This is a genomic window from Desemzia sp. FAM 23989, assembly GCF_045528345.1.
Lineage (GTDB): Bacteria > Bacillota > Bacilli > Lactobacillales > Carnobacteriaceae > Desemzia.
This window is the reverse complement of sequence record NZ_JBGQQT010000008.1, coordinates 44,393-69,528: the sequence shown is the minus strand read 5'-3', so window position 1 is coordinate 69,528 and position 25,136 is coordinate 44,393. Positions and strand designations below refer to the sequence as shown.

General features: G+C 39.0%; 23 protein-coding genes. 20 read left to right on the top strand and 3 right to left on the bottom strand.

Annotated elements, in window-relative coordinates:
* The gene (locus tag ACEN36_RS06485) at positions 1 to 1,149 is read left to right on the top strand and encodes a zinc-dependent alcohol dehydrogenase (RefSeq protein WP_407096181.1); all 1,149 of its coding nucleotides are present in this window, start codon (positions 1 to 3) and stop codon (positions 1,147 to 1,149) included.
* Between the two features lie 81 nt (positions 1,150 to 1,230).
* Positions 1,231 to 1,608 carry a VOC family protein gene (locus ACEN36_RS06480; protein WP_407096180.1) on the top strand — a complete coding sequence of 126 codons (378 nt, stop codon included), beginning with the start codon at positions 1,231 to 1,233 and terminating at the stop codon, positions 1,606 to 1,608.
* Positions 1,609 to 2,283: 675 nt separating this feature from the next.
* On the opposite strand, the gene ACEN36_RS06475 is transcribed toward ACEN36_RS06480, so the two are convergent.
* Complete coding sequence (locus ACEN36_RS06475; RefSeq protein WP_079650500.1) at positions 2,284 to 3,456, bottom strand: NADP-dependent malic enzyme; 1,173 nt, start codon at positions 3,454 to 3,456, stop codon at positions 2,284 to 2,286.
* 12 nt (positions 3,457 to 3,468) lie between these two features.
* Complete coding sequence (locus tag ACEN36_RS06470) at positions 3,469 to 4,575, bottom strand: Ldh family oxidoreductase (protein ID WP_407096178.1); 1,107 nt, start codon at positions 4,573 to 4,575, stop codon at positions 3,469 to 3,471.
* 335 nt (positions 4,576 to 4,910) lie between these two features.
* Between ACEN36_RS06470 and ACEN36_RS06465 the strand changes: the two genes are divergently transcribed.
* From ACEN36_RS06465 to ACEN36_RS06455, 3 genes are all read left to right on the top strand, one after another.
* Complete coding sequence (locus ACEN36_RS06465) at positions 4,911 to 6,275, top strand: uracil-xanthine permease family protein (RefSeq protein ID WP_407126199.1); 1,365 nt, start codon at positions 4,911 to 4,913, stop codon at positions 6,273 to 6,275.
* A 174-nt stretch (positions 6,276 to 6,449) separates the two neighbouring features.
* Positions 6,450 to 7,109, top strand: coding sequence for a CAP domain-containing protein (locus tag ACEN36_RS06460; protein WP_079650445.1), 660 nt, complete (start codon positions 6,450 to 6,452; stop codon positions 7,107 to 7,109).
* A 323-nt stretch (positions 7,110 to 7,432) separates the two neighbouring features.
* Positions 7,433 to 8,362, top strand: coding sequence for a nuclease-related domain-containing protein (locus ACEN36_RS06455; protein WP_079650443.1), 930 nt, complete (start codon positions 7,433 to 7,435; stop codon positions 8,360 to 8,362).
* 276 nt (positions 8,363 to 8,638) lie between these two features.
* Here the strand turns inward: ACEN36_RS06455 and ACEN36_RS06450 are convergent, their stop codons facing one another.
* Positions 8,639 to 9,085 (bottom strand): YaiI/YqxD family protein, encoded by a 447-nt coding sequence (locus tag ACEN36_RS06450; RefSeq protein ID WP_407126198.1) that lies wholly within the window; start codon positions 9,083 to 9,085, stop codon positions 8,639 to 8,641.
* 279 nt (positions 9,086 to 9,364) lie between these two features.
* Between ACEN36_RS06450 and ACEN36_RS06445 the strand changes: the two genes are divergently transcribed.
* The 15 genes from ACEN36_RS06445 to flgK all read left to right on the top strand — a co-directional run bounded on the left by ACEN36_RS06445 (position 9,365) and on the right by flgK (position 25,132).
* On the top strand, positions 9,365 to 11,131 hold the full coding sequence (locus ACEN36_RS06445; protein WP_407126197.1) for a methyl-accepting chemotaxis protein: 1,767 nt from the start codon (positions 9,365 to 9,367) through the stop codon (positions 11,129 to 11,131).
* 105 nt (positions 11,132 to 11,236) lie between these two features.
* Positions 11,237 to 13,447: a methyl-accepting chemotaxis protein gene (locus ACEN36_RS06440; RefSeq protein ID WP_407126196.1), complete on the top strand. Its 2,211-nt coding sequence runs from the start codon at positions 11,237 to 11,239 to the stop codon at positions 13,445 to 13,447.
* Positions 13,448 to 13,529: 82 nt separating this feature from the next.
* On the top strand, positions 13,530 to 14,006 hold the full coding sequence (locus ACEN36_RS06435) for a chemotaxis protein CheW (protein WP_079650667.1): 477 nt from the start codon (positions 13,530 to 13,532) through the stop codon (positions 14,004 to 14,006).
* A 55-nt stretch (positions 14,007 to 14,061) separates the two neighbouring features.
* Positions 14,062 to 14,544, top strand: coding sequence for a chemotaxis protein CheD (locus ACEN36_RS06430; RefSeq protein ID WP_079650789.1), 483 nt, complete (start codon positions 14,062 to 14,064; stop codon positions 14,542 to 14,544).
* A 19-nt stretch (positions 14,545 to 14,563) separates the two neighbouring features.
* Complete coding sequence (locus ACEN36_RS06425) at positions 14,564 to 15,610, top strand: chemotaxis response regulator protein-glutamate methylesterase (RefSeq protein ID WP_407126195.1); 1,047 nt, start codon at positions 14,564 to 14,566, stop codon at positions 15,608 to 15,610.
* Positions 15,610 to 16,392, top strand: a complete 783-nt coding sequence (locus ACEN36_RS06420; RefSeq protein ID WP_407126194.1) for a CheR family methyltransferase — start codon at positions 15,610 to 15,612, stop codon at positions 16,390 to 16,392. Before ACEN36_RS06425 ends, ACEN36_RS06420 begins: the two co-directional genes overlap by 1 nt.
* Before the next feature lie 313 nt (positions 16,393 to 16,705).
* Positions 16,706 to 18,745 (top strand): chemotaxis protein CheA, encoded by a 2,040-nt coding sequence (locus tag ACEN36_RS06415; RefSeq protein ID WP_407126193.1) that lies wholly within the window; start codon positions 16,706 to 16,708, stop codon positions 18,743 to 18,745.
* On the top strand, positions 18,729 to 19,325 hold the full coding sequence (locus ACEN36_RS06410; protein ID WP_407126192.1) for a chemotaxis protein CheC: 597 nt from the start codon (positions 18,729 to 18,731) through the stop codon (positions 19,323 to 19,325). The genes ACEN36_RS06415 and ACEN36_RS06410 overlap by 17 nt, the downstream gene beginning before the upstream one ends.
* A gap of 15 nt (positions 19,326 to 19,340) precedes the next feature.
* Positions 19,341 to 19,703, top strand: a complete 363-nt coding sequence (locus ACEN36_RS06405; RefSeq protein ID WP_079650646.1) for a response regulator — start codon at positions 19,341 to 19,343, stop codon at positions 19,701 to 19,703.
* Between the two features lie 16 nt (positions 19,704 to 19,719).
* Complete coding sequence (locus ACEN36_RS06400) at positions 19,720 to 20,136, top strand: chemotaxis protein CheW (protein ID WP_079650644.1); 417 nt, start codon at positions 19,720 to 19,722, stop codon at positions 20,134 to 20,136.
* A complete protein-coding gene (gene fliM, locus ACEN36_RS06395) occupies positions 20,136 to 21,128 on the top strand; it encodes a flagellar motor switch protein FliM (RefSeq protein ID WP_407126191.1) in 993 nt (330 codons plus the stop codon). The genes ACEN36_RS06400 and fliM overlap by 1 nt, the downstream gene beginning before the upstream one ends.
* Positions 21,128 to 22,204: a flagellar motor switch phosphatase FliY gene (gene fliY / locus ACEN36_RS06390; protein WP_407126190.1), complete on the top strand. Its 1,077-nt coding sequence runs from the start codon at positions 21,128 to 21,130 to the stop codon at positions 22,202 to 22,204. The genes fliM and fliY overlap by 1 nt, the downstream gene beginning before the upstream one ends.
* 807 nt (positions 22,205 to 23,011) lie before the next feature.
* Entirely contained in the window at positions 23,012 to 23,311 is a 300-nt protein-coding gene (flgM, locus tag ACEN36_RS06385) for a flagellar biosynthesis anti-sigma factor FlgM (RefSeq protein WP_079650749.1), read from the top strand.
* Positions 23,308 to 23,676, top strand: a complete 369-nt coding sequence (locus ACEN36_RS06380; protein ID WP_407126189.1) for a flagellar motor switch protein — start codon at positions 23,308 to 23,310, stop codon at positions 23,674 to 23,676. Before flgM ends, ACEN36_RS06380 begins: the two co-directional genes overlap by 4 nt.
* Before the next feature lie 19 nt (positions 23,677 to 23,695).
* Positions 23,696 to 25,132, top strand: coding sequence for a flagellar hook-associated protein FlgK (gene flgK / locus ACEN36_RS06375; RefSeq protein ID WP_079650526.1), 1,437 nt, complete (start codon positions 23,696 to 23,698; stop codon positions 25,130 to 25,132).
* Positions 25,133 to 25,136 lie beyond the last annotated feature (4 nt).

The window sequence follows — 25,136 nt, the reverse complement described above, 5'->3', positions numbered from 1 at the left end:
ATGCGCGCAGTAACTTGGCAAGGAAATGAAAAAATGGAAGTTAAAACCGTTCCGGATCCAACGATTCAAGAGCCGACAGATATGGTGATTCGAATCACCGCTACAGCAATATGCGGATCTGATTTGCATTTGTACCATAACGGAAAGCCGGTAATGGAAGAAGATTATGTGGTCGGACATGAGCCGATGGGAATCGTAGAAGAAGTGGGATCAGCCGTCAAAAAAGTTAAAAAAGGCGACCGAGTAGTGATTCCGTTTAACATTGGCTGTGGAGACTGTCAATTTTGTGCCCATCATATGGAAAGTCAATGTGACAATTCTAATCCGAATCCGATATTTGATCAAGGTGGATTGTTTGGATTTGGTAAAATGAACGGAAACTATCCTGGAGGGCAAGCGGAATACTTACGAGTACCTTTTGCTGATTTCACCTCCTTTGTCGTGCCTGAAAGCAATTTGCCGGATGAAAAAGTCTTGTTTTTATCTGATATTTTACCAACAGCTTATTGGAGTGTCGAGCACAGCGGCATGAAGCCAGGCGATACGGTTATTGTCCTAGGTTCGGGTCCAGTAGGATTGTTCGTGCAAAAATTTGCCAAAATGAAAGGCGCCAAACGTGTGATTGCCGTCGATAATGTAGACCATCGCTTACAACATGCTAAAAAAATGAATGGTGTAGAGATCGTTAATTTTTCTGATGTTTCTGAAGTTGGGGATCAATTGTACGAGATGACAAAAGGCGGAGCCGAAATCGTCATTGATTGTGTCGGAATGGACGGAGTGAAACCAGCGAAAGAAAAAGCCAAAGACTTTATAACATTGCAAAGCGGTTCTTATTCGCCACTGCAAACAGCGAGTGAATGTGTTAAAAAATTCGGTACCCTTATGGTCACTGGAGTATATATGACACCAGCTGCAAGTTTCCCATTCCAGAATTTCTTTACTCGAAATGTGGACATTAAAATGGGGCAGGCTCCAGTTATTCACTTGATGCCTACGATATACGACATGATCGAAAGAGGAGATTTTGACCCGACCGATATCATTACGCATACGATGCCTTTGGAAAAAGCTGCTGAAGCGTATGATTTATTTGATAAAAAAGCTGACAACAACATTAAAGTAGTGTTGAAACCGGGGATGTCTTAAAAATAATGGACCTTTTGAAAAGTACAGGCTTTTCAAGAGGTTCTCTTTTTGTTTTGCGAGCAGAAAAGAAAGGAGCAACATATGATTCAAGAAATAGGCAGAATTATGTTGTACGTCGATAATCAAGAAGAAGCTAAGAATTTTTGGACACAACAAATCGGATTTTCTGTTGTAGACGACCAAACTGAAAATGGTATCAGATGGATAGAAATCGTTCCTTCAATGGATGCACAAACCAGTTTTATATTGCATGACAAAAAAATTATTTCAAAATTAGAGCCTGAACTGACGTTGACTACGCCATCTTTGATGTTTTACACTCCAAATGTAGAAGAACTATATGAGACATTCAAACAAAAAGGCATAACAGTAGGTGAGATGGTGACCACATCGTCTGGTAAAGGATTTAATTTCGCAGATAGCGAAAACAATTACTTTGTAGTGGTGAAAAAAAATTAAGCTTAGTAATTTAATAGTTTAAACTGAGGAGTTAGTCCAAAAGTCGAGTGGGTTGAGTCGATTTTTAGGCAGCTTCTTTTTTTATTGCCCACAAATAGTTGTTATTGGCTAGTAAAAGCCATTTGGACTTTTTTTTAGTTCGAAATGGCCGCTATTCGTTTATTAAGAGCCATTTGGACTTTTTCTCAGAGTGAGATGGCTGCTATTTGTTTATTAAGAGCCATTTGGACTTTTCCTCAGCGTGAGATGGCCGCAATTCGCTTAATAAGAGCCATTTGGACTTTTTCTCAGAGTGAGATGGCTGCTATTTGCCTATTAAGAGCCATTTGGACTTTTCCTCAGCGTGAGATGGCCGCTATTTACCTATTAAGAGCTATTTGAACTTTTTCTCAGCGTGAGATGGCTGCTATTTGCTTATTAAGAGCCATTTGGACTTTTTCTCAGAGTGAGATGGCCGCTATTTGCCTATTAAGAGCCATTTGGACTTTTTCTCAGCGTGAGATGGCTGCTATTTATTTATTAAGAGCCATTTGGACTTTTCATCAGAGTGAGATGGCCGCTATTCACTTAGTAAGATCCGTCTCCATTTTTTTATTTCTTGCAATAGCCATCACAAGACAACAAAATAGGACTATCTCATTTTTATGATAGTCCTATTTCCCAATAGAAAAGCTATTAAATTCTAGCTACACCAGTCTCAACAGCTGCTTTTTTTACAGCTTCAGTTACGACACTAGCTACTCTTTTATCCAACGCATCTGGAATAATATAATCGGGTGACAATTCAGCTGGTTCAATCAACTCAGCAATGGCAACCGAAGCCGCTATTTTCATTTCCTCATTGATGTCACTGGCTCTCACAGCTAAAGCGCCTTTGAAGATACCAGGGAAAGCCAATACATTATTCACCTGGTTTGGGAAATCGCTGCGTCCCGTACCAATAACTGCCACACCAGCTTCTTTAGCTTTATCCGGCATGATTTCAGGAGTCGGATTGGCCATCGCGAACACAATCGCATCCCGGTTCATTTTTTTGACCATTTCAGTACTTAAAATGTTGGGAGCAGAGACGCCGATAAACACGTCAGCTCTTTCTAATGCTGTTGCGAGGTCTCCTTGAACATTATCCAAATTAGTGACGTCCATCATTTTTTGCTGCTCACTGTTCAAGTCAGAAGAAGCTGATGACAGGATGCCTTTTTTATCTGCTAGGATCAAATCCTTGACTCCAAAACTGAGCAAATGTTTAGCGACAGCGATACCAGCAGATCCCGCTCCATTGACTACGACCTTGATGTCTCCAAAGGACTTGTTGACTAATTTTAAAGCATTGATCAGTCCCGCTACTACCACGATTGCCGTACCATGCTGATCATCATGGAATACAGGGATATCCAATGATTCTTTCAAACGACGCTCGATCTCAAAACATTCTGGAGCAGCGATATCTTCTAAATTGATGCCCCCAAAACTGCCGGCTATTTGCTGAATAGTCTGAACAGCGGTGTCTACATCGGTTGCTTCTATACAAATCGGAAAAGCATCTACATCTGCAAACTCCTTAAATAAAACACATTTTCCCTCCATTACCGGCATAGAGGCACTTGGCCCAATGTTTCCTAGTCCCAGTACCGCTGTTCCATTGGTAATAACGCCGACTAAATTATTTCTTCGAGTCAGTTGGTAGGCTTTTTCAGGCTCTTTTTCAATCGCTAAGCAAGCTTCAGCTACTCCTGGGGTGTAGGCTAAAGCTAAATCTTCACGACTTGTGATTTTAGCCCGGCTAATCACTTCAATTTTACCGTTCCATTCGTAATGCTTTTCTAATGCTTCTTTTCTTACATCCATATCAAGGTCTCCTCAATTTTCAAATGGGAAATGAAAGTCGGTAAGTCCGGCATCGTCTCGAATCGCCAACAGTTCTTTTTGAACAGATTCATTTACCGGCAATCCTGTTTTTTCCCGTTCTTTCCAAATCAAATATTCTTTTTCTCCTGCTGTATAGATCCGTTCTGCTCCGGGTGCTTTTTCAGAGGTCCGTAATTCGCGCATAATGTCTCCAGCAGTTTTCTTAAAGCTGTCCAATCCCATAAATGCTTCAGTATCGATCGCAATAAAGAAATGTCCTAAATGGAATTTTGTTTTTTCTCCATTTTCCCCGATTCCTGACAACATACTCAAAAAGCTCCCTTGCTGCAAAGCAGCAGATAATACCTCTACAATAGTAGCATATCCGTAACCTTTATAGCCAGACAGTTCTTCTCCGATTCCGCCTAATGGAGCTAAGGCTGCTTCACCAGATTGGAGATCATTTAAAATTTGGTTGGAGTCGGTAAGGGCCGATCCATCGCGTCCAATGACGGTTCCCTCAGGAGTATCTTTGCCTTCACGTGCATACAATTCAATTTTTCCTCTTTGTATAATAGATGTTGCGCAGTCTAATGAGAAGTGGAAAGCTTCATCTGTTGGAAAACTAACCGTTAACGGGTTGGTTCCCAATTTATTTTCGACTCCAAAAGTAGGGGCGATAGAAGGACGAGCATTTGTTCCGGACATACCGATGCATCCGGCATCAGCCGCCATATCCGTATGATATCCAGCGATTCCGTAATGGGTAGAATTGCGAACCGCCACCATCCCCATGCCATATTTCTTCGCTTTTTCAATAGCCATTTTCATTGAACGATATCCAATTACTTGACCCATTCCGTCATGACCATCCACAACAACAGTAGTAGGAGTTTCACGTAAAATTTCAAAGTTTGTGACTGGATTCTGTACACCATCTTTTATCCGGTCTATGTAAATCGGTTTAAAACGATTTACACCGTGACTTTCGATTCCTTTTTTGTCTGACTGCAATAAGACATCCGCACAAATTTTGGCATCTTCTTCTGGTACTCCATAAGCAACAAAGGCTTTTTCAACAAAATCTGTCAAAAAATCCCATTCTAAGTAGTTTGACATTGTAAGTCCTCCTTTAAATTTTTGTTTATGTGAATTAGCGAGCAATAAAGAATAGCAGGAAACGCTTTCATAAATACGTCTATAGTTTACCACAACATAAAATTGTCCTCAATGATTTCTTAAAAAGAATTCATTTAAGCTATATTATGTATGAGAAAGTGTTATAAGAATAGAAATGAGCACAAAAGCGAATGATTTGAAATAACTAATATAAAAATGTTCGCTAAAATGCTTTACAATTCTAACAACGGGGATTATAATGGCACTATCACATTAATAAACGAACGATTAGATAATAGCATAAAATAAAAGTTCGTTAAAACAGGAGGATTAACGTGGAAGAGAACATGCAGCATCAGGTAGTTGGCAGAAACGCGGGAAATTTAAAGGAACAGGACGACAGTTTAACTTTAAACTATGGCATTGAGGACAAACCAGATCTTGTGACCACAACTATTTTAGGTTTTCAAAATGTATTAACCGCTTTTGGAGGCTTGGTAGCTGTTCCCTTAGTCATTGCTGGGATTGCTGGATTTGGTGTAACGGATACAGCTTATATGATCAGTGCTGCATTATTGGTTTCAGGAATTGTTTCTATTATTCAATCAAAAGGTTTCGGCCCTAAACATTTTAGAGTTGGTGCTGGAGTCCCAACAATCATGGGCACAGATTTTGGCTTTGTCGGTCCTGCTAATGCGGTCATCAATACGATGGGCGGCGGAATTGCAGGGTATTTAGGCGGAACGATGATGGGAGCTTTACTGGAGATTGGTCTTAGTTATTTCGTCAAACCGTTAATGAAATTTTTTCCTCCTGTTGTAACGGGCTCAGTCATTGCTCTGATGGGAATGACTCTTATGCCAGTTGCCTTTGAATGGGTCGGCGGTGGTGTAGGCGCTGCGAGTTATGGAGATCCGTTTAACTTGATTATCGCTACTCTTGTATTTTTGATTATTCTGGCTATCAACCATTATGGCAGCAGCCGTATCGCACCAGCAGCTGTCTTGATCGGTATCGTAGTAGGGTACATCGTTTGTATCCCGCTTGGAATGGTAGATTTCTCTCAAGTAGCTCAAGCAAAATGGTTTGCTTTCCCTCAATTGTTCAAATTTGGAATTTCATTTGACATTCGTTTTGCGATTCCATTCTTAGCTGGGTATTTAGTAACGGTTATTGAAACAGTGGGAGTTATGCAAACGATCGGTGAAGTAACACAAACAAAATTATCTGACGAGGACATTGCAAATGGCGTTCGTGCAGATGGAGTGGGCTCCTTTATTGGACCAGCTCTAGGGTCTGGACCGGTTGCTACATTTAGTCAAAATGCTGGTTTGATTCCATTGACTAGAAACGCTTCACGTACTGTAGCGATTGCTGCTGGATTTATTTTGATCTCAATGAGCTTCTTCCCTAAATTTGCAACATTGGTGTCTATTATGCCGATGCCGGTGTTAGGTGGAGCTGGAATTCTAATGTTCGGTACAGTGGCTGGAGCAGGAATCAAATCACTTTCACGCGTCAAAATGAACAACCGCAACTTATTGATCGTTTCTTCTGCCATTGGAGTGGGTCTGGGTGTTGCTTTCAGACCGGAAGTTGTGGCAGGATTACCTGGCATTCTTGGTGGATTATTTTCTTCAGGCATTTCAGCTGGAACTATCGTTGCACTAGTATTGAATATCCTTTTAAAAGAAGATTAAGTTGATTTACTATCTAACAAGCTACTCTGCTAAAGATGAGTGGCTTGTTTTTGTATATCTTTACTTCCATTTTTTTCTATTTGCTGGTCACTTTTCGTCAAAAAGAATTGTTCACAACATGATAAGTGGATATCTGGTATAATTATTCTAAGAAAAAATAGAAAGGAAGCTTAGATGACAAAATTACTAGGTTTTATCGTTAGCGTTTTAATTTCGATAATGTTCGGGTTTTGGCTGGCAGCGACCAATATATTAGATGGAACTCAAGTCGGACAATTATTGTATGATGTCGTCGATATGATTCCTGTTCCAAATGAATTCAGTCCAGGAATGCAAGTAGATTTGCCTGAAGAAGAAACTAACTCAAACTCAGTGAATGAAACTGAACAACAAGAAGCAGCAATTGAAAACAGTTCTGAAGAAATAGATTATAAAATTATCGAAAATCGAATTTTTGAATTGCTCAATGAATTAAGAACTGAAGTAGGTGTTCAACCGGTAACGAAAAACCAGCTATTAAAGTTGGCTGCAGATCAACGTGCACTCGAAACGGAAGAACTGTTTGAACACACTCGCCCAGATGGCAGCGATCCATTTACTGTTTTAGAAGAAGCAAGTCACGAATACCGCTATCAACTGGCAGGAGAAAACTTAGCCATGGCTACTTATTATTTAGATGAACTCGGTATGGCTGATGTTATTTTTGACGGTTGGAAGAACAGTGAAGGGCATTACGAAAATATGGTCAAACCTGAATTTGAAGAAGTAGGCATAGGCATTCATTATGATGGGGAAGTCCTCTACGCTACTCAAATTTTTGGAACACCAAGATAAAAAAATGTGGCAATGAGAAAGATAATGACTCCAAAAATTAGAGTAAAATCTAATTTTTGGAGTCATTTTTTATGAGAAAGTATTAGGGTGACACTTTATTCCTCAAGTGAGCCCAAAACTATTGTTCACTTGATGCGTAAAGTGGCTTTACTCATCAAGTGAGCCTGAAAATATTGTTCACTTAATGAGAAAACACGTTTTATTCGTCAACTGAACTTATTTTAAATTTCCACTTGAATAATAAAATCCAATTCATTTAAAGATTCAAACCTTTTTTTGCGAATAGTATAGAGTAATGACTATTTTGTGAGAGGAGCTTTTTTATGATTATCAAGAAACGATCCAAGCCATTGACACTTAGAGTTTTAGAATCTTTGAATTACCGAACCGACCTCAAAGTTTTAGAAAAAAAAGAGTATTCCAACCATACTAAGGGTTTCGAAGGTGAAACAGATTTTGACATCTATCCAGAAATCCTGCCAGCTGATAATCTCGTGATAAACGATTTATTGCTTAAGGAAAATGGACAAATGTTTCAAATTGATTGTCTTATTTTAAAGGAAAATACGATTTTTCTTTATGAAATAAAAAATTATTCTGGCAGTTATGATTACAAAAACGGGGCTCTTCATGGGCAGTCGGATTTCATCATCTCGGATCCTCTAACTCAAGTCCATCGTAGTCAGCCACTTCTTCATAATTTAGTCCGTAAACTTGGCTTTCAAATGGAAATAAAATCGAAAGTCGTCTTTATCAATCCAGACTTTTATTTATATGAACTTCCTAGGGATAAACCATTTATATTCGCAAACCAATTACCCCGCCACTTTGAGCAGATGGCAAAAATAACTTCAGTGACAAACGTGGCTCAGAGTCAGCTTGCTAATCAGTTGTGCGCATTGCATATAGATAACTATCGACCGCTTGATTTGCCACAATATGATTTTTCCGTGTTAAAGAAAGGAATTATCTGTCCGCGCTGTTTTTCATTTGATCATATAAACACGCGTCAAAATCGCATCTGTTCTGCTTGCGGGTATAAAGAAACGGCCTCAGATGCTATCATACGTTCGGCAGACGAATGTCATCTGCTTTATCCGGGATTGAACGTCACGAAACGACTCATTACTCTTTGGTGTGGAGAAGAATATGATGAACAGCGTGTTCAACGGGTATTGGCGAGACATTCTCATACACATGGCCACTACAAAAGTACTTTTTACGAACTCCATTCCCCTTTATTCATCAAGTGAGTCTAAAATAATCGCTCACTCGATGAGAAAACCCGCTTTATTCATCAAGTGAACTCAAAATAACCGCTCACTCGATGAGAAAACCCGCTTTATTCATCAAGTGAACTCAAAATAATCGCTCACTCGATGAGAAAACCCGCTTTATTCATCAAGTGAACTCAAAATAACCACTCACTCGATGAGAAACACAACCCACACACATCACTTTAGACACTACTTAACTCAGACAATCAGCTGCAAAAAAAGGTGTCAGCGAAAAATAGCTGGCACCTTTTTTTATACTACAGAATCCAAAACGCCCTTTAGCGACTCTCTGAATTTATCCCGGTCTTCATTAGTAAAGGGTTTCGGTCCTTTAGTCCGTTTGCCGCTTTTTCGCACCATGGCGCTCAAGTAGCGAGATTGCAACAGCTGATCGATATTGTCAGCAGTATAACGGAAACCAGTGTGGTGTAAAACTAAACAGCCTTTTGCTAAACACAATGAAGCTAGACCATAGTCTTGAGTGATCAATAGATCCTCTTTTTTTACCAGCTGCATAATTCGGTAGTCAGCTGCTTCTGCTCCGGTATCGACATAAACTGTCTGAACTCCTGGTGGATACTCAGTGGTAGAATAATGTGCAATACTGGTTACTAAGGTGACTGGAAGACCGCGTTTTAATCCCTCTTCGATCACAATATTTTTCACTGGACTTGCATCCGCATCAATATAAACGTGCATCCTTAGCACACAACCTTTCTATGCCGATAAAACCAATAATTTCAGTATACAAGAAAGCATTCCATTTACCAATTCAAATATAAATAGAAGACCCACTAAATAAAATGTAGTAATCCAAAAATGTGACAAAGTATTCACATTATTTTCCTTAATATACGCTGTTTTTTTCCGATATGGGTTACAGCGATAAAAATAGGGAGGGCTTCATAAAAGAGGAGGGAAGAAAAGGTATCGGTGAGGCAAAGAAATGTACATAAGAAAAGTGAGGGAATAGAACTAATGGAAACTACAAACAATATAAATGAAACAAACTTAGATAATCTAAAAAAACGATCTCGGAGCTTAAAAGGTAAATTTAATGCGAAAACGATCAAAGGAAAATTGTTAATGAATTTTGGTGTCATCATTTTATTGGTCTTGATCAGCAGTGGATTCAACTTATTCAGTGTTACGAATCAAAATAACGCTGTGAAAAAAGTATTAGAAGAAGATATGGCATTATTGATTTTAGATGAAGGCATTGCAAATAATATGGCTGAACGCATGAATTTACTACAAGCCTATGTGATTTCAGATGACACACAGTATTTAGAGAAGTTCAATGACAGAATCGATGCGAGTATTGCTTTAGAGAATGAATTTTTAACTAAATCCAGTTCACCTGAAGCTGAAGAGTTAGTTGACCAAAAGACTAAATGGGGAGCATTTACAGATGAGGTCATTTCAGCAATGGAGAGAGAGGACACTGCCTATGCTGAAATGACGATGTTGACCGAAGTTATTCCTCGAGGAGATGCATTGATTCAGTCCTTTAACGAACTATCAGCTCATCGAGAAGAAGAAATTCAAGAAATAGCTCAAGAAGTTAATCAATCCGGTACTATGATGGCTACAAATTTAGTGATCATTTCAATACTTACCGTAATTATCGGGATTGCGTTTGCTTTGATCGTTTCTAATAATCTGACTAAACCAATCAAACAATTAAAAGAACGTATGCAAATTATGGCAGCCGGAGATTTAAGTTCTGAACCGCTTGTGGTTACTTCTCAAGATGAAATCGGAGAATTGATGACAGCAGCTAATGAAATGAGCAGCCAAACGGCAGAAGTGTTAAAAGAAGCCAGTGCGATTTCGGCTACTACTTCCAGCCATAGTGAAGAATTGACGCAAGCTACTTTGGAAGTGAAAAGCGGTGCTGAACAAATTGCAACAACAATGCAGGAAATGGCATCTGGATCAGAAACTCAAGCAGAGACAGCTTCTGAACTAGCCGTTATGATGGATTCATTTGTAAAGATTATTGAAGATGCTAACGAAACCAGCAGTGAAGCTAAGACAAAATCAGCTCATATCTTGGAAATGTCTGAAAACGGACAAGTTCTCATGAACACTTCAACAGAACAAATGACTAAAATTGACAATGTAGTCAGTCAAGCCGTTGAAAAAATGTTTGGATTGAACACTCAAACCAATGAAATTTCTAAATTGGTAGAAGTTATCAAAGATGTAGCAGATCAAACGAACTTGTTAGCGTTGAACGCAGCTATTGAAGCAGCGCGTGCAGGGGAACACGGTAAAGGATTTGCCGTAGTAGCGGATGAAGTGCGTAAATTAGCGGAACAAACCTCTAACTCAGTGAAAGACATTACCAACTTTGTCCAAACGATTCAAAATGAATCTTTCGATGTAATGGACTCTTTAAGCAGCGGATACAGAGAAGTAACCGAGGGCTCAGCACAAATCAAACAAACAGGAATGACGTTGAGTTCAATCAATGCTGAAATCTCACATATTACAAGCGGCGTAAATAAAATTACGGCTAATTTACAAGATATTTTGGCTTACAGTAAAGAAATGGATATTTCTATCGGAGATATTGCTTCTGTTTCCGAAGAATCTGCTGCAGGAGTCGAAGAAACGTCAGCAGCTTCACAAGAAATTTCTGGTTCAATGGATGAAGTATCTGCAAGTGCTGCCCAAGTTTCAGAATTAGCTGAAGAATTGAATAGTTTGGTACAGCACTTTACATTAACAGCAGAATAAAAAGATCTATTCGACTGTTGAATAGGTTAGACGCGACAGTTTATGGGTTTGATTTAAAAGGAGATTTTTACATGCACTGACTTTATAGTTGAAGGGGAATAAACGATGGCTGACAGATTTTTGGATACAGTAAAGCGAATGTGGGGAAAAATAAAGACCATTCAATGGAGAAAAGCGGCACATACAAAGGGAGAACGGAAAAAAAGTATTAAATATCCCGTTATCTTTTTGATTGTATTGTTGGTGATTGTACCAGTTATTGCAGCTTTGGCACTGTCTTTGAACAGTTCAAATAAATTACTGGCTGATCGCATTGAAGCCAGCGAAAAAGATATGACTTCTATTTTAGCGAATCAATTAGAAGCAACCGCTAAATCAATGGAAGTCAGTTTGGATTTATTGGCTAAAGAAGAAGTTTTTTGGCAAATAGCTGAGGACGAATCGGTACGTTCAGATATTTGGAATAATTTAAGCATGATCCAAACAACAAACAGCAACATTGGAAATGCATTATATGCTCCTGTAGAAAAAGAAATCATTGCCACTACAACGGGAGTATACGAAAATTACGATCCTACCACACGAGAATGGTATACCGGCGCATTAGACGCTAAAGGGAAAGTTTACTGGAGCGCACCGTATACCAATACGGCCACTGCAGAACAAATCGTTACAGGTTCTAAAACCATTTATCAAGGCGGATCTTTAATGGGTGTATTGGCTTTTGATCTAGTATTGACTGAATTCAATGATGCGATCTCTAATTTGAATATTGGAAATACCGGTTACTTTTTTGTAGCAGACACTGCCGGGAAAGTGTTGATGTCTCAAAAAGCTTCGGAAGTAGATGCTTCCATTGTGAGCAGTCCTCTGTTTACTACTGCTTATGAAGAAAGAGGATTTGTCACTAACGAACGCAACGAGGACATTGACGCTTATTACCAAAAATTGCCTACCTTAGGCTTAACGGTTTATTCCATTGTAGAAGAAGGAGAAATGGCTCCTGAAACAAGCGCAAGTATAAAATTGTTATGGGTGTTGATCCTGATTGGAATAGTCATTGCTATCCTATTGGCTTTATTGGTCGCAAAATACTTGACACGTATCACATCCCTATTTGCTCAAGCCTTTGACAAATTAAAAAATGGGGATTTAGCTGCTCGCTTAACCGAAGATGATTTGGCATTTACATTTGAAAGCAAGCTGCTTAACTGGAAGAAAGAGATCAAAGCTACAAAAATAAGCGGTGACAGCAATGAATTTGGGCAAATTGCGTATCATTTTAACGAAATGGCTGCTCGATTCAATCAAACTGTTGGGCAAATTCAGCATGACAGCATTCTGTTGACGGATATGACGGAAACGATGCAAGAGATCTCTAAACAAACGTCCTCAGCTACAGAAGAAGTCTCAGAGACAATCACGGGCATTGCTGAAGCAACTGGATTACAAACACAAGATACAGCTACTACGGCCGAGAAAATGGATGAATTAGTGAATGTATTCAATCAAATTGAAGTCAGCTTAGGAAAAATGCAACTTCATATCAATGATACTTCTGATGCTAATATGAACAGCAGTGAAAAGCTGTTCTATGTGTATGAAAATTGGCAAGGAACTATTGCGATGATGATGAACTTAAAAGAAAACATTGATAGTGTCAATGTTGAAATCCAAAATGTGGATAAAATTGTTCAGGCCATTCGCGACATCTCTAAACAAACGAATTTGTTAGCTTTAAATGCAGCTATAGAAGCGGCTCGAGCAGGAGAAGCTGGAAAAGGATTTGCGGTCGTTGCGGATGAGGTTCGGAAGTTAGCTGAAAAAAGTTCTTCTTCTACTAAAGAAATCAGTCAAATTATTGGAACTATCCAGCGTAAATCTAAAAACATGGTGGACAAAGTACAAGAAACCAATGAGGGAAGCGAAAAGCAAACGGCCTTTATCGATCAAGCTATTGACGCAGCCAATACGGTTACGGATGAAATGGATCTATTGCTGCAAGATATCAACAGTGTGTCGGAATTAAATGAATCCATTATAGCTAAAAAAGATGAAGTAGTGCTTTCTATTGAGAATATTGCAGCTTCAGCTGAAGAAAATTCTGCTGGAACCGAAGAAGTTTCCGCAAATGCTGAAGAAATATTAGCTACAATGGAAGAATTTAGTGCCCACATTACAGATTTGGAAAAGGTAGCCGGAGAATTAAACGAAGTAGCCAACCAGTTCAAATTGCAAGATGACGATCAAGATACAGCAAGTAAAGACAGTGAAACTCTGGGAGAATCAACGGAACTTTCATTAGAAGGAATATAAAGAATGAGCCAGCCAGCCGACCTTTCGCAGTCAAGAAGTGAAAGGTCGGCTGACATAGCCGTTTAAGAGAGCAGGTGAAGCTATGGAAAAGCACATTATTTTCATGTGCAATCATCAAAAAATTGCTATAAATATTGATGCTACTGAACGAATTTTGTTGTTGGAAGATATAACATTGATTCCAGATACATCAAGCTACATTAAAGGAGTCATTGATTATAATGAAGAAGTTCTTCCTATTGTAGACATGAACGAACGATTATTTAATGAAACATACCAACGAACAGAACAAACCAAAGTGATTGTAGCTTTTTGGAAAAAACAAAAAATCGGTTTGATCGTAGATGATGTGATTTCTGTTCGAGATTTCAACGATCAGCAACTCCAGTCTTCGAATGAAACTAAAACAGATGGACAGAAAAAGAAAAGCATCCACGCCATTATTAGAACAGAAGACACGATCATTACAGTCATAGAAGTGAACAACTTATTTTCAAATGAGGGAGAAGATGAATTGTTATCGATTATAGAAACATTTGCGAAAGAGAAAGCAGAATGAATCTAATGATGGAAAACGAGTCCTCTTCTGCATGTAAAGAAGTGGTGAACAATGAATGTCAGAAGAAATAAAAGTAAGAATATCAGACTATAAATTGGCAACTTATCCAGATACGTTGATCACTATTGCATTGGGTTCATGTGTAGGAATTGCGATTTATGATCCCATTACTAAAGTCGGCGGTTTGAGTCACGTCATGCTGCCGGATAGTACCATGTTTAAACCACCCTATAAAGTAGAAAAATTTGCTGATTTGGCTCTTCCGCAAATGGTGGAAGAAATCAGAAAGCAAACAAAGCACCATCAGCTGGTAGCAAAAATAGCAGGTGGAGCCAACATGTTTCAGTTTACCAGCCAAGGAGAAGGCGAATCGATCGGTGAGAGAAATATCAAGGCTGTCATAGCCAGTCTTAACGAGATGAAAATTCCATTACTGGGACAAAATACAGGCGGTAATATAGGAAGAACGATGATAGTGGATCTAGGTAAGTTCGAAGTGAAGGTACGAAATGCGAATCGCGATATTAGTATTTTATGAAAGGTAAAGGAATGAAGAAATGAGTATTAAAGTGTTTATAGTCGATGATTCGCCATTTATGCGAAAAATATTTTCGGATATTCTCTCTGATACTGCGGGATTAGAAGTCATTGGTACTTCTAGAAGTGGAAGAGATACTATCCGCAGATTAGATACCCTTAAGCCGGACATCATTTTAATGGATGTGAACATGCCGGGACTTAGTGGGTTTGAAGCTTTAAAACTCATCAAGGAAAAGACATCGATTCGAATCATCATGATGAGCTCTCAAGGTGGAGAAGACGTTACTATAAAAGCCTTGGAAAGTGGTGCGGAAGATTTTATCGGTAAACCGCAAGATTTAAAGAACACTTCCACTGAATTTAAAAAAGAATTGGAGTACCGTATTAAATCATTGTTTAAAAATGAATGGGTGCGAAAAGAGAAACCGCTGAAAAAAAATCCGCCAGTAAGGAAAAGAATTTCAGAAAAAACGGTTTTTTCAAATCAAGACCTCCCCAAAAAAGTAGAAGCTATTACAATCGGTGCTTCAACAGGAGGCCCAAGAGCATTGATGCAGCTGATCCCGCTTTTTCCGGCGGATCTATCAATACCTGTTCTTGTGGTGCAGCATATGCCGGCAGGTTTCACGGCGTCATTCGCTAATCGCCTCAATGCTGAATCAAATGTGACCGTTGTAGAAGCTGTAGATGGTTTACCTGTGGAACAAGGGGCCGTATACATTGCTCCTGGGAATTACCATATGATAGTTGACAATAAAACGATCCGTTTATTGTCTACACCTAAAATGCATGGCGTTCGCCCGGCGGTGGATATTTTATTTGAATCCGTAGCGAAAGAATATGGCTCTAAAGTACTAGGCGTAATCCTGACAGGAATGGGATACGATGGAACTCAAGGGCTGTATGACATCAAAGCTGCAGGCGGCTATTCCCTTGCACAAAATGAAGAAACTTCTGTTGTTTACGGGATGCCCAAGAATGCTGTCGAAAATGGTGTAGTGGATCAATGTATTGGATTAAAAGAGATCTCTGAGATTCTAAATCAAATGATAAAGGTGAGCTAATGGAACTAAACTATGAATTCTTTTATCAATGGACAACTAAAAATCTGAAATTGAATTTAGATGGATACAAAGAAACACAATTGCAGCGACGGATCGCTACCAGTATGAAAAATGCCGGGGCTGAGACATTGGAAGAATATGCAGATGTCATCAACAAAAATCCTGAAGCAAAACAAAAATTTTTAGACTATATCACGATCAACGTAACAGACTTTTTTCGCAACAAAGATATTTTTGAGGAGTTTGAAGAGCAGCTGATCAATGAATTGCTTCCAAAATTTCCTTCGTTGAAAATATGGAGTGCAGCTTGTTCAACAGGTGCTGAAGCGTATTCTATCGCAATGATTTTAGCGAAACATCACGTTAAATTACAGAATAAAATTTTGGCTACAGATATTGATGAAACCATTTTACAAAAAGCACGTGTTGGAGTTTACAACGAGTATGAATTGAAAAATCTGGAATACAATTTGCGTGACAAATACTTTCAGGAAAAAGCGGGAAAGTATGCTGTTAACAGTTCGATCAAACATACCGTTGAATTCAAGCGACATGACTTGATATCGGATGATTATCCTAAAAACTATCATGTCATCGTATGCCGAAATGTTATGATCTACTTCAAAAATGAAGTGAAAAACGATATTTACCGTAAAATAAGCGAGTCATTGATACCCGGAGGACTCTACTTTGCAGGAGCTACCGAAACCATCTACAATCCATCACAATATAACCTGACAAAAGTAACATCATTTATCTATCAAAAAAACCAGGATGCGTAGAGGCCTTGGGAGCAATGAAGCAAAAATAGGAAATTTTGATTGGGGTATTTTTTACCCCAAACAAAATTTATCTTTTTTGCAAAATTGCTAGGCCTCGCAGCTCAACTAAACCAGGATGCGTAGGTCGCTTGATAGACACGACAAGAAAATAGGAAATTCAAATGAGGATGCTCTTTATCCTCAATTGAATTTATCTTTTTCTCGAGTGTCTAGCGACCACAGCTCAACTAAACCAGGATGCGTAGGTCGCTTGCTCAAGCTCGAAAGACACATCTAGTAACAGAACAAATATATTATACGAGGAGGGGATTCAATGGATGACAATAGTAAATACCTTGAATTGTTTTTCGAAGAATCGGATGCACATATCCAAAGTTTGAATGATTGTGTGTTGGAATTAGAAAATGATCCAGATAATCAAGATATTATGAATGAGATGTTCCGTTCCGCTCATACATTAAAAGGAATGGCTGGCACAATGGGATATGACTCATTAGCTAAACTGACACATAAAATGGAAAACGTATTTGATTTATTAAAGAAAGAAACGATCAAAGCAGATTCTCAATCCATTGGACTTATTTTTGACTGTTTGGATTCTATATCCGCCATTGTGGAAGATTTACGAGAAGGCGGCGAAGGAGATTTAGACGTAGCTGAACTAGTGGGACGTCTGAACGCAGTTTCTGAAGGAGGATCAGTTGCTTCAACTACTGACCAACCAGCTGCAAAAAAAGATGATAACTTCAATTCTCAACTGCATTTTATCGATGAATCCGATGTCTCAGTCATTGAAAGTGCGGCTGAAGATGGCTACCAAGCCTTTGTAGTAACGGTTAAAATCGAAGAAACCAGTGGGATGAAAAATGCCCGCGTATTTCTCGTGATGAGCAAATTAGACCAACAAGGGGAAGTACTCTATTCTGAACCAGATCCAGAAACACTAGAAAAAGAAGATTTTGGTTCTATTTTCAAAGTAGTGCTGTTGACACAAGCAAATGCTGAAACAGTCAAAGAAGCTGCGCTGAACAACAGTGAAATTGAAGATGTCTTAGTCAAACACTTTGAAAAAAGTGATATCATTTCAAATGAAATTCAAGTTCAAGAAGAACGAGTTGAAGTTGAAACAGTAGAAGAAGTGAAGGAAACTAAAAAAGAAACCAAGAAAAAAAGCACAGCAAAAGCTGTTCATGCCAATCATACCGTTCGTGTAGACATCACTAAACTGGACGATTTTTTGAATGCCGTGTCAGAATTGTTGATTTACCGAACTCGTTTGGAAAGTATCAGTCAAGATAACCACATCAAAGAAATGGATGAACCGTTAGAGCAATTTGCTCGAATCACGACTGAATTGCAGGATCTAGTATTAAAAATCCGTCTGCAGCCCGTCAGCACGGTGATGACGAATTTCCCTAGGATGATTCGTGATTTAGGAAATGATTTAGGCAAAAAATTCAATTTAGTGATTGATGGCGGAGAAACGGAGCTGGATCGGACAGTTGTTTCCGAGTTAGGCGAACCGTTGATCCATTTGATCCGAAACGCTGCCGACCATGGAGTAGAAATGCCGGACAGACGTCAAGAACTTGGAAAAGATTCTGCTGGATTGATCCAAATTGCGGCTTATCAAGAAGGAAATCGTGTCGTATTGACGGTGCGAGATGACGGAAAAGGACTAGATCCTCAAGCTATCAAAGAAAGTGCTGAACGTAAAGGCATATCTACTGCAGGACTTACCGATATCGAATTGCAGCATTTGATTTTCCATCCAGGTTTTTCAACGGCTAAAACAGTTACCGGAATTTCTGGTAGAGGAGTCGGAATGGATGTAGTGCAACAAAAAATCCATTCTTTAGGCGGAAACATAGAAATCATTAGTGCGATCAATCAAGGAACGACATTTAAAATCAATTTGCCATTGACCTTATCAATCATCGATTCATTATTGATTAAAGTTGGAGAAAGTACATTTGCGATTCCTCAAGGGATTATTGAAAAAGTAGTGAGTCCAGGTCCAGGCGAGATCATCCAAACGTATCAACAAGAAATCTATACCAAAGGCGGAGCCACTCCAGTCATCCGTTTAACGAATGTACTGAATGTTCAAGAAGTTGACACACCAGAACCCTATTTGATTATAGTCAAATTAGGAGAGAATCGATTTGCTTTGATGATCGATGATGTTATCAAGCAACAAGAAATCGTGATCAAAGATCTAGGGAAAGAATTGGCCAACGTGACCAGCTATTCAGGAGCTACTATTCTAGGAAATGGCGAAATCGTGTTGATTCTAGATGTGACAGCCATCACCAATGAAAGTCAAGGTGTTCAAAATGCCATCCGAGTTTAATAGTGTACAGCTAGATGCGTTAAAAGAAGTGATCAACATTGGGGGCGGGAATGCGGCCACCAGTTTGTCCCAGCTGATCAATAAGCCGGTTCAAATGACAGTGCCGGTAATTGAAGTATTGGCTTACGATGATTTGTATCAACAAGTCATGTCAGAAGAAACGATTGTTGATGCAGTGATGACGAGAATGATCGGACAAGCAGAAGGCATCTTCTTGCTGGTGGGGCTGGAAGAGGATATGAATCACGTAGCTTCTATCATGTTGCCAGATGATGCAGCAGCTAGTCCTGAGATGATCAACTCGGCCTTAAAAGAGCTGGCCAACATTTTAGTCAATTCATTTTTAAATTCTGTAACAAAACTGTTGGATATTAACTTATTGACATCCATTCCTTTATTGACACAAGACATGTTTGGCGCCATAGTAAGTAGTGTCTATATGGAAAGCGGACAATACGATGACACGATATTAATTTTAAAAAATGAATTTTATTATATGGGCGAACGAATGGAAGCAGCTTTGTATTTCGTTCCAAAACCCGGTGTATTAGAGAAATTATTTAGTTTATTAGGAGTTTGAAAGGGGAAATAAAAAATGACAAAACGAGTACTGATTGTAGACGACGCGGCATTTATGCGCATGAAATTGAAAGATATCTTGGAGAAAAATGGTTACACTGTGGTAGCGGAGGCTGAAAACGGTGCCGATGCAATCGAAAAATACAAAGTTGAAAATCCGGATATCGTTACAATGGACATCACTATGCCGGAAATGGACGGAGTAGACGCATTAAAAGGCATCAAAGCCTTTGACGCCAATGCTAAAGTTGTGATGTGCAGTGCGATGGGTCAGCAATCAATGGTTATGGACGCTATCCGTGCCGGAGCCTTGGACTTTATTGTTAAACCATTTGATACAGGACGTGTGATCCAAGCGTTAGACAAAGTCACTCAATAATTGGAGTTGAACAAGAATGCAAATTGTGATGTTTACGATAAAAGAGAATTACTATGCCATTGAATCCAAAAATGTGGAAGAAATTACGCAACAGTTAACTTGGACTCCTGTACCTACTGCACCAGAATGGGTACAAGGACTGATCAATCTGCGAGGCGAAGTCCTAACTTTGATCAATTTTCAACAATTGCTGTATCCCGATCTCACAGGAGAAGATTTGTGCTACAATAGGACCATCATTTTATCGACTGAAAAAGGGAAAATCGCTTTAATGGTGGATAGTGTGGAAGAAGTAACCAATATAGATGCCGCTGATATTGAACTTGCAGACAACAGCTCTCAAGGAAAAGTTTCTGGAGTGGTTTCTATTAAAGATAAGATCGTTAGTGTTCTTAACTTGGAAGCTTTATTACCTAAAAGTGAGGGAGAATAGTGAAACAAGTCTTATCACAGCAAGAAATTGACTCCTTATTGGAAGCCGTGCAAAGTGGGGAAATCGATTCAGAAGAACTCGAAGAAGCTGAGAAGCCTAAAATAAAAGCTTATGATTTCAAGCGACCCGTTCGCCTTTCGAAAGAATACATCAGTACTCTGACAATGATTTTTGAGGAATTTGCTAAGATCGTGGGAAATCAATTGACTACTCAAGTACGTAATAATGTTTCTCTTCAATTGGCTTCTATCGAACAAGTCAGTTTTGAAGAGTTTATCCATTCTGTGCCTCGTTTTACTTGGATGAACGTGTTCCACTCGAATCCTTTAGAAGGGGTACAAGTGGTAGAACTGAATCCGCAAGTAACGTTGCAGATGATCGAATTGTTGTGCGGCAGTTCAGAAATTATTGAAAGCAAAGACTTCTTAGAAAAAGAAAGCTTTACAGAAATCGAATTAGCTATTTTAGAAGAAGTTTCTCTAAGTTTTAAAAAAGCGTTTAAAACGTCATGGGCAGGTATCATAGAATTGGATACTGAACTAGAAGCGATGGAAACAAATCCGCAATTGCTGCAAAGTATGTCGCCAAATGAACCAGTTGTATTGACCACGTTTACAGTAACCCTGTTGGGAAATCAGTCATTTATGAACTTGTGCATACCGTATGTTTTCTTTGAAAAAATCTTGGACAAATTAAGTTTCCGAAATTGGTTCCATACTGAAAAAGGAAATAGCGATCTGGACAATGAAAAGTTGGAAAACAACTTACAAGCGGTCCAAGTCAATACGGAAGTACTGCTTGGAAAAACACAAATGACGTTAGACAACTTTTTGCAATTGGAAGTGGGAGACATTATTCAATTAGATGGAAAAACTTCTCAACCGCTGGTAATGTCTGTTGAGAATTTACCTTCTTATCTGGTGAAACCTGGATTGCATGGCAAAAACTTGGCAGTTGAAGTACTAGAAAATATTGGAGGAGAAACAAGCTAATGAGTGAAGCATTATCACAAGAAGAAATCGATATGTTGCTAAATGGAAACAGCTCAGCTTCAGCAGAGGAGCCAGTTGAATCGTTGACTAAAGATCAACTGGACATTATTGGTGAAGTCGGAAATATCTCTATGTCGCAAGCGGCAACTACCTTATCGACAAATTTAAATCATCAAGTTAAGATCACGACGCCACGCGTTTCGACAACGACTTTTAAACAGATCATTGAGGAGTCTGCTACTCCAAAAGTAGCAACTACGGTTGAGTTTAAAGAAGGCTTAGTAGGAATGAATTTATTGATGATCGATGTGAACGATTCTGCTGTGATCGCTGACTTGATGATGGGCGGAAGCGGAGATGTTCAATCGGAAGAATTAACCGAGTTGGAATTGAGCGCCGTTAAAGAAGCCATGAATCAAATGATCGGATCAGCTTCTACAGCCATGGCAACTATGTTAGGACGGGCCATCGATATTTTACCGCCAAATGTCATCGTCCTGAATGAAGACAATTTGGATGCTCATGAAGAATTGATCAATAATACAGGAGTAGTATGTAAAATTGCGTTTGATTTAGACGTAGAAGGTATCTTACATAGTGAGATCATGCAAGTCTTTACTTTGGATACAGTGAAGTTGATTGAAAGTCTCGTGATGAATGATACAGCTGAAGTGCTTCAAGATCGGCCTCAGCCTCAAGCGGCAAAAGTGGAACAAGCTCCAGTGGTGGAATCACAACTTGCACAACCAACTGAAAAAGTATCTGTATCTAAACCCCAATTTCCTGAATTAAGCGCCAAAGATTCAGAAAAAGCGACGAACAACTTGGACTTGATTATGGATGTTCCCCTTGATTTCAGCGTCGTATTAGGCGAAAGCCGCAAAACGATCAAAGACATCTTGTCACTAGGAACAGGTTCAGTGGTTGAATTAAACAAAATGACTGACGAGCCATTGGAAATTTATGTCAATGGCAAATTGATCGCTGAAGGCGAAGTAGTCGTCATCAACGAAAGCTTCGGAATTCGAATTACGAATATCTTGAGTAAAGAACAACGCGTGAAGCACTTAAACTAGCGAGCGACTAACCAAAGCTCGCTACAGAACTTTCTTCCAGAATCGGGATTGCTGGGTGAGAGCCATGGGAGCGCGTGGAGCATAGAGTCTCCACGCTTGCAAGCTTCAAACCCAGCGTAAGGGCTGGCCCCCAAATGCTGGATAATTCACATTGCATCCTTAACATGGCTACCAGCAACCCCGATTCCTCCAGAAAGTCCTAGAAGTTAGTGTTTAATCAACTTAAACTTTCTAACAATATTAAATGATGAAGAAACCAAAAAATAAGTCTTGATGAGAAGTAGCGATACTTTTTATCAAGGCTTATTTTATTTGATGATCCATTTTGTCAGCAGAACTAACAAAAACAACTTTACTTGACTTGTGAAGTGCGAAATTGAAGCGACAAGTCAGGTTAAACGTCCATACCTGACTTGTAGGGAGAAAAATCGCCCACACAAGTCAGGAAACTAACTTTTATCTTACTTGTGAGGTCTAAAATAGGAGTGATAAGTCAGATAGAGAATTACTATTGATGTGGAGTACTTTGAGGAACACTGACAGGTCGAATAAAAAGGGTCTAAATTACCATTCTAGCTTTTGCAATCAGTACAACGAGTCGTGAAGTAAATGAAACTCAGCCCTTGTAACTCACCTTATTGATTGTCTTTTGCCTCGTTTGTCAATGTGTCACAAAAGATTTCGTTTATAAATTTCTGTAAATGGGTTAATATTTAAAAGAATCATCCGATATAACTTTTGAAAGTCATAAAAGACACGAATCAACTAGATAACAACCTAATGGACAAATAGAAAGGAGCTGGAGAAATGAAAATCAATAATGGTTACAACCAATATGTGAACAATAATCTCCGCTACAATAAAGAAAACACTCAAAATAAAAAAATTCAAGATCAATCGCAAACGGTAAATGAAGATGCTGTAAAAGTAGACATCTCTGATGCTGCTAAACAAGTTGCAGAAGCAAACAACAATGTTGTGTTTAGTGAAAAAGTTCAAGCGATCAAACAAGCTGTTTTAAATGGTACCTATGAAGTATCACCAGAAAAGATCGCAGATAAAATGACTGCTGAGATAGGTCAACAACGAAAAGGTATTGAAGAATGAGCCAACAAAAGAGTGTTTTCAACTTACTGACAGAATTTGTAGATTTGTTGAAAAGCGAAAAAGAGGCTTTGATTCATAACGAGGCTGAAAAAGTAGGCGCAATCGTCACTCAAAAGCAAACGTTTCTAGAAATCTTAGAAACGCTGACGCCAACTGCATTCGACGACGCGTCACTAAAAGAGCCTTTAGCTGAAATTAAACAATTGCAAGAAACCAACTTGATGCTGACTAAAACAGCCCTGCAATTTCAAGAAACGGTATTGAAGGCGATCACTCAAACAGTGAAAAGTTCTGGTAATACGTATTCGAAAAAAGGTTATTACAAAGGCAATGAACAAGCAACTTTAATCAATCAATCCCTATAAAGAAACAAGAGGTGGAAAAATGTCCGGATTATTTGGATCCTTAAATTCAGCAACATCAGGTATGACTGCTGCTCAAACCGTATTGCAAACCATCAGTCATAACGTCGCAAATGCTAATACAGACGGCTATTCTAAGCAAAAAGTCACTATGGAAACCAACAACCCCTTCAATAAATCGGGTGTAGGTCAATTAGGTACTGGTGTACGTATTTCAGGAATTATTCGCGTGGTAGATGACGCTGTTGTAGAGCAATTAAGAAATGAGAACAGCAGCCTTGAAATGTTTGATACGAAATCAGACGCTTTAGCTCAATTGGAAGCCATCTTTAATGAGCCTTCTACGACAGGCTTAAGCAACAACTTAAGTGAAGTATTTGCTTCATGGACTTATCTTGGATCAAATCCAGAAGTCGCAACGGCTAAAACAATGGTCGTGCAAAATTCAGAGACGATGACAGATACATTGAACCATATGTCTACACAATTGGAAAGCCTGCAGACAGGTACTATAAAAAATATTGAACAAGATGTCAAAGACTTCAACAGCAAATTAGAACAACTGAACTCTTTGAATAAACAAATTTCTTATTCTATGTCAAGCGGTCAAACACCTAATGACTTATTAGATAGACAAGATGCTTTGTTAGGTGAGTTAAGCGGCTTAGCAGGTGTTGATGTTCAATTTGATGAAATGCGCCAAGCTACCGTAAGCATAGGGGATGATGTTTTATTATCGCCAACCAATATGCAAAAGTTGGCTGTCGCTAAAGAACCGAACCCAGAAGGTAAGATCGTTTTAGCTGGTGACAACCCTAAGGAGGTTGTGTTGACTAGTGGATCTGCTAAAGGTTCTCAAGAAGCATTAGCAGAAGTGAATCACCAGGTAGAAAACTTGAATGATTTTGCTTTTACATTTGCTAGTGCAGTTAATGCGATACATAGTGGCGGAGAAGAGAACGGAGAAATGTTCTTTGATTTAGGCACAGATACGAACTACGCTAAAAATATTTCTGTGAATGCTGACTTGGTCAAAGATCCTAAAAATGTAAACTCTGGCAAATCATTGGAAAATCCTGTTGCTGGAGATGGTACACGTGCTCAAGCGATTGCGGATTTACAAAACACGAAATTGGTGTATTCTTCAGAAACAACGTTTAAGTATGACGAAGAGACAATGACGATTGGAAACCAAATCGGTGGAACTTCTGTTGTCAATGGATACAACGACATCGTAACAGAGGTCGGGATTTCTAAACAACAATCCGATAACATGGCTGCCAGTCAAAAAGATTTAGTGCAATTACTGGATCAACGTCGACAATCGATTTCAGGTGTTTCGATCAATGAAGAAGTGGCCAGCATGATCCAACACCAAAGTGCTTTCCAAGCCAATTCCAGAATGATCTCAACGATTTCTGAAATGCTGGACACTTTGATCAACCGAACGGGGGTATAATGAA